General features: G+C 62.6%; 12 protein-coding genes. 6 read left to right on the top strand and 6 right to left on the bottom strand.

The genetic code is table 11. From position 1 onward, the window contains the following. Positions 1 to 3: 3 nt before the first annotated feature. The 5 genes from AC4PS7_RS07770 to AC4PS7_RS07750 are packed head-to-tail and all read right to left on the bottom strand — an operon-like array spanning position 4 to position 4,254. Positions 4 to 648, bottom strand: a complete 645-nt coding sequence (locus tag AC4PS7_RS07770) for a tetratricopeptide repeat protein (RefSeq protein WP_047542020.1) — start codon at positions 646 to 648, stop codon at positions 4 to 6. Next, positions 645 to 1,454, bottom strand: a complete 810-nt coding sequence (locus AC4PS7_RS07765; RefSeq protein ID WP_010210479.1) for an SDR family oxidoreductase — start codon at positions 1,452 to 1,454, stop codon at positions 645 to 647. The genes AC4PS7_RS07770 and AC4PS7_RS07765 overlap by 4 nt, the downstream gene beginning before the upstream one ends. Continuing rightward, complete coding sequence (locus tag AC4PS7_RS07760; protein WP_042572414.1) at positions 1,441 to 2,115, bottom strand: iron-containing redox enzyme family protein; 675 nt, start codon at positions 2,113 to 2,115, stop codon at positions 1,441 to 1,443. Before AC4PS7_RS07760 ends, AC4PS7_RS07765 begins: the two co-directional genes overlap by 14 nt. Further along, a complete protein-coding gene (locus AC4PS7_RS07755; RefSeq protein ID WP_045792116.1) occupies positions 2,112 to 3,590 on the bottom strand; it encodes an AMP-binding protein in 1,479 nt (492 codons plus the stop codon). The genes AC4PS7_RS07760 and AC4PS7_RS07755 overlap by 4 nt, the downstream gene beginning before the upstream one ends. Next, positions 3,580 to 4,254, bottom strand: a complete 675-nt coding sequence (locus AC4PS7_RS07750; RefSeq protein WP_021493160.1) for a thermostable hemolysin — start codon at positions 4,252 to 4,254, stop codon at positions 3,580 to 3,582. The genes AC4PS7_RS07755 and AC4PS7_RS07750 overlap by 11 nt, the downstream gene beginning before the upstream one ends. A gap of 181 nt (positions 4,255 to 4,435) precedes the next feature. Here AC4PS7_RS07750 and AC4PS7_RS07745 point away from each other — a divergent pair, with 181 nt between their 5' ends. From AC4PS7_RS07745 to xylB, 6 genes are all read left to right on the top strand, one after another. After that, the gene (locus AC4PS7_RS07745) at positions 4,436 to 4,978 is read left to right on the top strand and encodes a cytochrome b (RefSeq protein ID WP_021493159.1); all 543 of its coding nucleotides are present in this window, start codon (positions 4,436 to 4,438) and stop codon (positions 4,976 to 4,978) included. A gap of 164 nt (positions 4,979 to 5,142) precedes the next feature. Further along, positions 5,143 to 6,675 (top strand): sugar ABC transporter ATP-binding protein, encoded by a 1,533-nt coding sequence (locus AC4PS7_RS07740; protein WP_176332025.1) that lies wholly within the window; start codon positions 5,143 to 5,145, stop codon positions 6,673 to 6,675. Beyond that, entirely contained in the window at positions 6,668 to 7,645 is a 978-nt protein-coding gene (locus tag AC4PS7_RS07735; protein ID WP_154846800.1) for an ABC transporter permease subunit, read from the top strand. The genes AC4PS7_RS07740 and AC4PS7_RS07735 overlap by 8 nt, the downstream gene beginning before the upstream one ends. A gap of 30 nt (positions 7,646 to 7,675) precedes the next feature. Beyond that, on the top strand, positions 7,676 to 8,608 hold the full coding sequence (locus tag AC4PS7_RS07730; protein WP_010210471.1) for an ABC transporter substrate-binding protein: 933 nt from the start codon (positions 7,676 to 7,678) through the stop codon (positions 8,606 to 8,608). Positions 8,609 to 8,630: 22 nt separating this feature from the next. Then, entirely contained in the window at positions 8,631 to 9,632 is a 1,002-nt protein-coding gene (locus AC4PS7_RS07725; RefSeq protein ID WP_021493156.1) for a LacI family DNA-binding transcriptional regulator, read from the top strand. A 7-nt stretch (positions 9,633 to 9,639) separates the two neighbouring features. Next, positions 9,640 to 11,130, top strand: a complete 1,491-nt coding sequence (gene xylB / locus AC4PS7_RS07720; RefSeq protein WP_305470218.1) for a xylulokinase — start codon at positions 9,640 to 9,642, stop codon at positions 11,128 to 11,130. 10 nt (positions 11,131 to 11,140) lie between these two features. Here xylB and AC4PS7_RS07715 read toward each other — a convergent pair whose 3' ends face one another. Continuing rightward, on the bottom strand, positions 11,141 to 11,584 hold the full coding sequence (locus tag AC4PS7_RS07715) for an Lrp/AsnC family transcriptional regulator (protein ID WP_042572411.1): 444 nt from the start codon (positions 11,582 to 11,584) through the stop codon (positions 11,141 to 11,143). Between the last annotated feature and the right edge of the window lie 16 nt (positions 11,585 to 11,600).

The following is an 11,600-nucleotide window of genomic DNA, read 5'->3' as shown; positions in this document are numbered from 1 at the left end:
TTGTCAGTTGAGTTTTTTATGGGTGTCGGCCAGCAGGCTTTCGATTTCCTTGCGCCGCCCGGCATCGGCGGTTTCCCGACCGGGCCGTGGCGCGGCCAGCAGGGCTTTTTGCAAGGCATCACGGGCTTCGCCATAACGTTTTTGCCGGTAGAGGTGTTCACCCCAGAAGTAAAGACTATCAATGCCCGTCGGGTTAAGTTGCAAGGCCTGTTTGAGCAACTGCTCAGCTTTGTCGGCATCGCCGAAACCGATCGGCCAGCCAGGTACCCGGTCGTACAGTGCCGCCAGGCTGGTGTAAGCCGAACCTTGCAGGGCCTTGGGGTCAAGGGCGAGGGCGGTTTCCAGGTCGGCCTTGGCCACCTTGACCTTGCTCAACGCGCCGAGCCCGCCCTGAGCGCCGGCCCAACTGCTGGTGACAATCCCCGACCAGATCCACGCTTCGGCGACCTGAGGGCGATCCTGTGTGAACGCTGTCGCCTGGGAGGCCAGTCGTTCGAACGCTTGGGTACGCTGCTCCTCCGGCAGGTTGTATTGGATATGGGCCCAGCGCGTCTGGATGTCATTCAGGCGCTGCTGGTCGATGGAGTCCAACGCCCAGGTGAAGGGGCTCAAGGCGCTGAGCAACAGCGCGGCGAACAATTGTTTCATGGGTTCAGATCCTTATTCACGGGTTTAACGCTCAAGCGGCGGACCAGCGGCAGTTGTTTGCGCAAGCCGCGGTCGACCAGGTTCGGCAACAGGCTGTTGAGGCGCACGAAGAAGCGTTCTGGCCAGCCCAGGTAAAGGTCGCGGCGTTCGTTGGCGATCGCCTGGATCACCGCGGACGCCACGGTGTTCGGGTCGTCGACGTTAGACTTGAGTGCATCGTTCAAGGCCTGCGCCGCCGGGCTGTTCATCTGGGTCCGGGTCGCGCGCGGCGCTACGTACAGTACGCCGACACGCGTGTCGGCCAGTTCCCGGCGCAGGGCTTCGGAAAACCCGCGCAAGGCAAACTTGGTGGCGCAGTAGGTCGCATAGCCGGGGTAACCGATAGAGCCATACGTTGAGCCGACATTCACCACCATGGCGGTCGGTGCCTGCTTGAGCAGCGGCAGCAGCAGCTTGGTCAGGCAGATTGGCGCGGTGATGTTGAGCGCCAGCATGCTGTTGATCTCGTTGTCGTCTAACTGTTCCAACATGGCAAAGTGGTTGATGCCGGCTGCGTTGATCAACAGGTTGACGCCACCGATGGCCTCGGCGGCGGCCAGTACTTTACGGCGGTCGGTGAGGAAGGTCAGGTCGGCACTGACCCAGCACAGTTGCTGCGGATAGCGCTCAAGCAAGCCCTCCAGCGGCACGCGGTGGCGGGCTACGGCGAGCACCTGCGCACCACTGGCGCACAGGGCAGAGGCGATGGCCAAGCCGATGCCACCGCTGGCGCCGGTCAGCACCACGCGAGCATCAGACAGGCGCATGGGGCGTCTCCCCGATACGCGGCAGGCTGCGGAACATGTCGGTGTAAAGGGCGTACACCACCTTTGATGCACGGATCACCGCGGCCTGGTCGTCGGGGTCTTCCAGGCTGTTCATCAAGCGGCGGTAGGTTTCCATGTGACCGATGTCCAGGGAACCGTGAGAGCTCAGGTAGCTGAACGCGGTGGCCGGCAGTTGCAGGCGCTCACGGATGCTACCGGCCGCATGGGTAGCCAGGGCGATGCTGGTGCCTTCCAGCACATTGACCATGCCAAACAGGCCGACCGGGTTGTCACGGGCGATCAGGTCATAGAGGTAGCTGACCATCAGCTCGATAGGCAAACCTGGGCGTCCATCGCGCACCGCGTCTTTGTCTCCACCGCAGGCGGCGATGTCATTGAGCACCCAGTGTTCGTGGCCATATTCGTCCTCGATGTACTCGCAGACGGCCTTGCGCAGCCATTCCAGGCGTGACGGCAGGCGCGCACCGCAGGCCATCATCAATGGCACCGTGTGGCGGACGTGATAGTAGGCCTGGGCCAGGAACGCACGATAGCTTTCCAGGCTGACCTTGCCTTCCAGGGCGTCCCGGATGATCGGCAAATTGAACAGGGCCTGGCGTTCGTGTTGGGTGGCGTCTTGCAGGGTGTCGAAAAAATTCACGATGAGGATTCCTCATTCAGTTCGGGGGTGAGATCGGATTGATAACGGGCGACGATGGCGTCGCGCTTTGGTCGACCATTGGCGGTAAGCAGGCCGTTGGCGGTGGTAAACGGTTCTGCCAGGCGCGTCCAGCGATGCACCTGGGCGTAGTCGGGCAGGCCGGTGTTGGCCTCGGCCACGGCGGCGGCCAGTTGGGCGGCGCTGCAGTCGGCGCGCAGGGGCCAGAGCAGGGCGTGGTTCTCCGGCAGGGCTTCGCCATAGACGAATGCCTGGGCGATGATGCCGCCCTGGGTCAACTCGGCCTCGACCCAGTCGGGGTTGACATTGCGCCCGTAACTGGTGACGAACTGATGCTTCTTGCGGCCCTTGAGGTAGAGAAAACCGTCTTCATCAACGTCACCCAGGTCGCCGGTGGGCCACCATGGCGCGTGCAGGTCGGGCTGGTCCAGGTAACCGAGCAGCATCGGTCCCTTGACCAGCACTTCGCCGTCTTCCGCCAGGCGGATTTCAACGTGGGGCAGCGGTCGACCGACACTGCCCGGACGGTGTGCCTCAGGATGATTGAGGCACACCACAGACGCGCATTCCGACAGCCCGTAACCCTCGTAAACCGTCATGCCCAATTGCTGTGCACGTTGCAGCAAGGCCTTGGATACGCGTGCGCCGCCGACGGCAGCAAATCGCAGGCTCTTGGGGTTGAACGCCTTTTGCTCGGCGGCGATTACCAGCATCAACAACAATTGCGGCACCAGGATCAGGCTGTGGGGCTGGCGCGTTGCCAGGCAACCGAGCAATTGGGCGGCGTCCACCGCGCTGGCGCCCTGAATGCCCAGGCTTTTCTGGCTGGGCAAGCTCAAAGTGGCGCCGGCATACAAGGCGGCGTAGCAGCCGAGGTTTTCCAGCAATATCGCGATGGGCAACAACGCCAGGTGGTGCCGCGGGTCCCTGGAATGGCTGGCCTGATGCAACTCGCGGGTAACCCGCAGCAAGCTGTCGGCGCTCAGGCAGACACCTTTGGGGGCCCCGGTGGTGCCGGACGTGAACGTCAGCTTGGCGGTATTTGACGGCATCGCTGGCCGGCCTTCAAAGGTGCGGCACCAGAACTCGCCGGCTTGGCGGTAACCGCCAGCCTGCAGTTCTGCCGCCAGGTGGGGCTCGGCGATCACCCGTTCGGCGTGACTCTGTTCCAGGCAATGGGCGCGCTGGGCCGGGCTGAAGAACGGAGGCAGTGTCAGGCAGGTCAAGCCTTCGAACAGCACTGCCAGGTCCCACAGCATCGCGTCGACGCCATTGTCCAGGGCCAGGGCCACCACCTTGACGCCTTCGTCGCGCAGGCGCTCCTGGCGATAAGCGACTTCGGCGAACAGGGAGGTGTAGTCCATTTTCCAACTGTCACCCCACAGGGCGATAGCACCATCGTTGCGTTCGGCATGGCCGCGCAGCATGGCGTGGAAACGACGGGTTTCAGGCGACATTGCTGGCGTCCTCGTTCGTAGGCAACCCCAGGCGTGAGAACAGGCCCATGTTGCGCAAATGAATGAACCCGGCGCGGATATTGCCGACATGCACCCAAGGCTGGCTCTCGTAGTAGCTGCCCCAGTGCTGGCGCTCATCGCCCAGGCGCTGCGGGTCGGCCGCGCAGAGAGTGACGGGCTTCAAGCCGAGGCGGTGGAAGCTGTTGACCAGACCGATGTTGCCGGTGAACGCCACCCACTCCAGCCCTCCCATGGCCAGCAGCCAGGTAATGGCGATGATGCTCAAGCGCGCACTGCCGGTGTCGCTGGCCGCAAGGTTGCCGACTTCGGCGATGACGCTGCGCTCCACCGGTTGTTCGGCGGCGGCACTGATCAGCGGGTCGATCGGATGGTCGAGGTAGCGTTCCAGGAACAACGGCTCGGCGCTCGCCAGGCGGACGCCGGCGACCGCGCAGAGCTCATCGTTGGCGTGGCTCACGCCAAACAACTGCGGCATGAAGTGGCGAATGTCAGCGCCGTGTGCGACGCGGAAACGCTGTTGGATAAATGCCTCGAAGGCAGGTCGCTGAGGGTCTTGGGGCAGGGCGCGGCAGAGGCGCAGCGGTGCACTGTTTGCCTGGCCGAATAGCAGGGGCAAGGGAATGTTCCAATCGATATCGGGCATTGGCGGTACGCCTCCCAAGTGAAGTTGGGGGCAGTATCGAAGGCATTTCTTAACGAAGTCTGAAGGTGGCGAAAATGATCGATTTGGCGATCTTCAGACTGCCTTAAGACTCCTCGGGGAGGGTGGCGTCGACTCTTCCAAGCCACGTTCGGCCATCCCTTCCCCACAAGGTGTCTTTTTCATGAGCGAAACCCAGACCACACAGCGCTACACACGGTTATCGATGACCCTGCATTGGCTGATGCTGGCGCTGTTTGTTGGCGTCTATGGCTGCATCGAACTCAAAGGCCTGTTGCCCCGCGGCCATGCGCTCAAAAGCCTGCTCCTTGGCGGCCACGCACTGTTCGGCAGCGGGATTTTCCTGCTGGTGTGGTTGCGCTTGCTCGGGCGCCTGGCACCTCGGCCACCGATCGTGCCGCGCCCGCCGGCCTGGCAGACCGGCGTGTCGCACCTTATGCACCTGGCGTTGTACGGCCTGATGATCATCACGCCGATATTGGCCTGGTTGATGCTCAACGCCGGCGGCAAGCCCGTGCCGTATTTTGAATTTGCCTTGCCCTCGCTGGTAGCGCCAGACCCGGTCCTGGCCAAGCAATTCAAGCATTGGCACGAATGGCTGGGCAGTGCCGGTTATTGGTTGATCGGCCTGCATGCGGTGGCTGGGCTTTTCCATCATTACTGGGTGCGAGACAACACCCTGATGCGCATGTTGCCAAAACGCTAGAACCACACAAATCGCGAATAACGTGCCTGATGAAACGTTTCATCTTGCGATAAACGGCTCACGCAAGCGCTTGCGTAAGTAAATGTATCTGATTAGAGTCGGTGGCAATCGGCTCTGATCCAAGGGGCTCGAATACAAAAATAAAAAAATCCAGGAGCTCATCCATGAGCCTTGAACCCTTGCTTGAGATGCAGGGCATCAGCAAAACCTTCAATGGTTTGCGCGTGCTCAAGACGGTCGGCCTGAAGGTCTACCCCGGCGAAATCCACGCCTTGATGGGGGAGAACGGCGCCGGCAAATCGACGCTGATGAAGATTCTCTCCGGTGCCTACCAAGCCGACCCAGGCGGTGAAATCCGCATTGCCGGTCAGCTCATCCCCACCTTCGACCCCGCCACCGCCAAAGCCCTTGGCATCGCCGTGATCTATCAGGAATTGAGCCTGTGCCCCAACCTGAGCGTGGCCGAGAACATTTACCTGGGCCGCGAATTGCGGCGCGGCTGGACCATCGATCGTAAGGGCATGGAGGCCGGTTGCATCGAAGTGTTGCAGCGCCTGGGCGCTGAGTTCGCCCCGGCCACGCGAGTCAGCAGCCTGTCGATCGCCGAGCGTCAGTTGGTGGAAATCGCCCGCGCCCTGCATGCCCACGCCAAGATCCTGGTGATGGACGAACCCACCACGCCCTTGTCATCCCGCGAGACCGACCGCTTGTTCGCGCTGATCAAGCAACTGCGCAGCCAGGGCTTGGCGATCATCTACATCAGCCACCGCATGGCCGAAATCTACGCGTTATCGGACCGCGTCTCGGTGCTGCGTGACGGCCAGTACATCGGCGAGTTGACCCGCGATGCACTGTCCGCCGAAGCGTTGGTGAAAATGATGGTGGGCCGCGACCTGTCAGGGTTCTACAAGAAGGAACACGCCGCGTATAACCCCGGCAACGTGGTGATGCGGGTGCGCGACATGGCCGACGGCAAGCGCGTGCGCCACTGCAGTTTCGACGTGCATGCCGGCGAAGTACTGGGCATTGCCGGCCTGGTCGGGGCAGGGCGCACCGAGCTGGCGCGGCTGATCTTTGCGGCCGACCCACGCACCTCGGGCACCCTGGAAGTGGTCGGCAAGGCCGTTACCCCACTGCGCACCCCGGCGGATGCGATTCGCGCAGGCGTCGTCTACCTCACCGAAGACCGCAAGGCTCAGGGCCTGTTCCTCGACATGAGCGTGGCGGACAACATCAACGTCTGCGCCTGTGTGCCGGATGCCCATGCCGGCGGAGTACTGGACCGCGACCATGCGTTGCAGCGTTCCAATGATGCGATCAAGTCGCTGTCGATTCGCGTGGCGTCAGGCAAGGTCAATGCTGGCGCCTTGTCCGGCGGCAATCAGCAGAAGGTGCTTCTGGCACGGCTGCTGGAGGTCAAACCCCACGTGCTGATCCTCGACGAGCCCACACGCGGCGTCGACATCGGCTCCAAGTCCGAGATCTACCGCATCATCAATCAATTGGCCCAGGCCGGCATCGGCATCGTGGTGATTTCCAGCGAGTTGCCGGAAATCATCGGCACTTGCGACCGCGTGTTGATCATGCGCGAAGGCCAACTCGTCGCTGAAGTCGGCGGTGCCTCCGGCCAGGCTATTTCCCAAGAACGCATTATTGACCTCGCCACCGGTGGCGATCAGGTGGTTGCCCATGGCTGAGTTGAATATCGCAACGACAAACACAGCGGAACGCGCACGCGAGCTGATGCGCACGGTAGGCATGTTGCCCGTGCTGATCTTGCTGTTGGTGGGCTTTGCCCTGGCCAGCGAGAACTTCCTGACGATGCAGAACCTGTCGATCATCTCCCAACAGGCGTCGGTGAACGTGGTGCTGGCGGCGGGCATGACGTTTGTGATCCTCACCGCCGGTATCGACTTGTCAGTGGGCGCGATCCTGGCGGCCTCGGCGGTGGTGGCGTTGCAGGCGTCGATGTCGCCGCAGTTCGGCATGTTCGGGATTGCCGCGGGTATCGGCTTCGGGCTGTTGCTCGGGCTGGTCAATGGCGGGTTGATCGCTTTTATGCGCCTGCCGCCGTTTATCGTCACCCTTGGCGCACTGACGGCCATGCGCGGGCTGGCGCGGCTTTTGGCGGACGACAAGACCGTGTTCAACCCGGACCTGCCATTTGCCTTCATCGGCAATGACTCGTTACTCGGCGTGCCCTGGTTGGTGATCATTGCCGTGGCCGTGGTGGCGCTGTCGTGGTTCATCCTGCGCCGCACGGTGATGGGCGTGCAGATCTACTCGGTCGGCGGCAACCCGGAAGCGGCGCGGTTGTCGGGGATCAAGGTGTGGAAGGTGCTGCTGTTCGTCTACGCCATGTCCGGCGCGCTGGCCGGGCTGGGCGCGGTGATGAGCGCTTCGCGTCTATTCGCTGCCAATGGTTTGCAACTGGGGCAATCCTACGAGCTGGATGCGATTGCGGCGGTGATCCTCGGTGGCACCAGTTTCACCGGCGGCGTCGGCACCATCGGCGGCACACTGATCGGTGCGCTGATCATTGCAGTGCTCACCAATGGGCTGGTGCTGCTGGGCGTGTCGGATATCTGGCAATACATCATCAAGGGCATTGTGATCATCGGCGCGGTGGCGCTGGATCGTTATCGCCAGTCCGGTGCGCGGACCTGATTTCATACAACAATCACAAGAGAGACCCGCATGAACCTTAAACGCATGTTTCCCGTCATTGCCTTGGCTGCCCTGATGTCCCAAGCCGTCGAAGCCCGTGAGTTGAAAGCCCTCGGCATCAGCATGGGTTCCCTGGGCAACCCGTACTTTGTGACCCTGGCCGATGGCGCCACGGCGCGGGCCAAGGAGCTGAACCCCAATGTCAAGGTCACCTCGGTGTCGGCTGACTATGACCTGAGCAAGCAGTTTTCGCAGATCGATAACTTCATTTCATCCAAGGTCGACCTGATCCTGATCAACGCCGTCGACCCGTCTGCCATGGCCTCGGCGATCAAGAAAGCCCGCGATGCCGGGATCGTCGTGGTCGCTGTGGATGTGGACGCCAAGGGCGTCAACGCCACCGTGCAGACCGACAACGTCGAAGCCGGCAAGCTGGCCTGCCAGTACCTGGTGGACAAGCTCTCCGGCAAGGGCAACGTGATCATCCAGAACGGCCCGCAAGTGACCGCCGTGACCGACCGCGTCAAAGGCTGCAAGGCCGCACTCGCTGCTGCGCCCGACATCAAGGTGCTGTCCGATGATCAGGACGGCAAAGGCTCCCGCGAAGGTGGCTTGAACGTGATGCAGGGTTATCTCACGCGCTTCCCGAAAATCGACGGCTTGTTCGCGATCAACGACCCGCAAGCCGTCGGCAGCGACCTGGCGGCCAAGCAGCTCAAGCGCAGCGGCCTCATCATCACCTCGGTGGATGGCGCGCCGGATATCGAGAATGCGCTGAAGACCGACTCCCAGATACAGGCGTCTTCCAGCCAGGACCCATGGGCCATGGCGCAGACCGCGGTAAACGTGGGCAATGACATTCTCAACGACAAAGCCCCGGCCGAAGCGGTTACCCTGCTCACGCCCAAACTGATCACCCGCGACAACATCGGTACGTACAGCGGTTGGTCGAGTAAACATTGATCCATTGAGAAGGAACAACGCCGTGGTCACCATGGATGACGTGGCAAGCCGGGCCGGGGTGTCGACATCGACGGTGTCGCACGTGTTGAACGGCACCCGCAAGGTCAGCCCGGCCACCGTGCTGGCGGTGCAGCAGGCGATCCAGGCGTTGGGCTACATCCCCAACACGCTGGCGCGCTCGCTGGCCCGGTCAAGCACCAATACCATGGGTGTGGCGATCTCGGCGTTGTCCAACCACTACTTCAGCGAAACGGTGCACGCGATTGAAACCGAGTGCGCCAAGCACGGCTACATGATGCTGTTTGTCGACACCCATGATGATCCGGAGCAGGAATTGCGGGTGGTCACGGCGCTGCATCATCGGCGGGTGGATGGGATTGTGCTGGCGCCCTCCAATGGCTCCAAGGCGCTGGAGTACCTGCGGGCCAACGAGATTCCAGCAGTGCTGGTTGACCGCATGATGAGCGATCAATTTGACCAGATCGGGGTGGACAACGCCCAGCCGACCCAGGCCCTTATCCAGCACCTGATCGCCCATGGGCACCGGCGGATTGGCTTTATCGCCGGGCGGGAGGGGTTCAGTACCACGGACGAGCGTGTCGCGGGTTATCGCGCGGCATTGCTCGCGGCGGGGCTGGCGTTTGATCCGCAACTGCTGGTCAACGGCGGCTCCAACACTGAACCGGCGCGCAAGGCAACGGTGCAGTTGCTGGGGCTGGCAGCACCGCCTACGGCGATTATGGCCGGTAATAACCTGATGACCCTCGGCGCCATGCAGGCCCTGCGTGACGCGCAGATTACCGTGCCGGGGCAGATGGCCCTGGTCGGTTTCGATGATTTTGACTGGGCGGACTTTTTCGAGCCACGCCTGACCCTGATCGCGCAGCCGGTCCAGGCACTCGGCGCCCAGGCCGTGCACCTGTTGTTGCAACGCATGGCCTCGCCTGACGCGCCGCCCCACAGCGTGCGCCTGACGCCGACCCTGCAAGTGCGTAATTCATGTGGCTGTATTGGATTGGAATGACCTCCGTATGCGCAACCCTGTTTCCCTCGGCATCGACCTCGGCACCTCGGAACTCAAAGCGATCCTCATGGACCTCGACGGTTCAGTCCTGGCCCATGCCGGCGTGCGCCTGAGCGTGTCGCGGCGTCATAGCGGCTGGTCCGAGCAAGACCCGCAGGATTGGTGGCAGGCCTGTTTGCAGGCGCTGGCCCAGTTGCGCACGCATGAGGCATTTGCCCGTGTGGCCTGTATCGGCCTGTCTGGGCAGATGCATGGCGCGGTGTTGCTGGGGGCGGATAATCGCGTGTTGTATCCGGCGATCCTGTGGGATGACTCGCGTGCGGTCGCCGAGGCTGAACGGTTGGGAACGGCGTTTGCCGACGTCACCGGCAGCCTGCCCATGGCGGGGCTGACAGCGCCGAAACTGTTGTGGCTGAAACAGCATGAGCCGCAGGTGTTCAAGGCCATCGATTGTGTGCTGTCACCCAAGGACTACCTGCGCTTGCGTTTGAGTGGCGAGCGCATCAGCGAGATGTCGGATGCCGCCGGCACATTGTGGCTGGATGTGGCACGGCGTGAGTGGTTCGTCCCGATGTTGCGCGCGACGGGGCTGTCGCCTGCGCAGATGCCCAGGTTGGTCGAGGGCGGTGCCGCGAGCGCGGTGTTGACGGCGGACGGGCTGGGTTTGTCTTCCTCCGTCGTGATTGCCGGCGGCGGCGGTGACAACCCGGTCGCGGCTGTCGGTATCGGTGCGATCAAGGCAGGGGACGCTTTTATCACCCTCGGCACCAGCGCGGCCATCGTCGCCATCACCGACCACGCTGCCGGCAACCCGGCCAGCGCGGTACACAGCTTTTGCCACGCACTGCCTGACCGTTGGTACACCATGGGCGCCATGCTGGCCGGGGCCAGTTGCCTGCGTTGGGTCACGCGGCTGACGGGGATGCCGGATGAACAGACCTTGTTGGACCAGGTGCAGGCGCAATTGCCGATTGAGCAGGCAGTGCCCCTCAGTACCCCGTTGTTTCTGCCGTACCTCGCCGGCGAACGCACGCCCCACAACGATCCGCTGCTGCGCGGCGGATTCATGGGCCTGGGCCATGACTGCACACCCGCTATGCTCGGTTATGCGGTGATGGAAGGGGTGGGTTTCGGTTTGCTGGATGCGCTGCGCGCCGTGCAATCGGCCGGTGCCAACGTTGATGCCTGCGCCTTGGTGGGCGGCGGGGCGCGCAGCGAATACTGGGCGCAGTTGCTGGCCAACATCCTCCAGCGGGAGATATACACGTTGCACGGCAGTGAATTGAGCGCCTGCATCGGGGCGGCGAAACTGGGCTTCCTGTCGATCGGGGAAGGGGACGCGTTGTTGCAAGCGGGAATGCCGGTGAAGGCCCGGTATAGGCCGGCCCCCTCACAGCAGGCAGTACTGGCAGCGCGTTATCGCCTGTTTCAGGGTTTACTGGGAGCGGCAAAAGCACTGCACGAACAGGCCACGCAGCCGTGTCAGGCATCGCGCTGATGACTCACGATCACTCATCCGACAGCGGCGGCAAACGCCGTTTCACCGGGGTTTTCTTGACGATCGCGGTGTTGGTTTCGGCATAGGCATTCAGCTTGTCGAGCAGGCTGTCCAGATGATCCATGGTGCGCACATGCAGCCGTGCGATGAAGCAATCATCGCCGGTCACTTTGTCGCACTCGGTGAATTCGGGGATCGCCTGGATCTGGCGTTCCACCTCATGCAGTTTGCCGGGCAGGGGGCGGATGCGCACGATGGCTTGCAGCAGGTAGCCGAAGTGCTTGGGGTCGATGTCGACGGTGTAGTGGGTTAGCACGCCGCGCTCTTCAAGACGGCGCAGGCGTTCGCTGACACTCGGCGAGGACAGCCCGGTAATGCCGGCCAGGGTCTTGAGGGACAGGCGTGAGTCGTCCATCAAAGCGGCGATGAGTTGCTGGTCGATGGTGTCAATCATGGTTTCCACCTAATAA

Source organism: Pseudomonas sp. DW-iso3 (assembly GCF_058725305.1).
The sequence above is the reverse complement of the archived record's forward strand: the minus strand, read 5'-3'. Positions and strand labels throughout refer to the sequence as shown.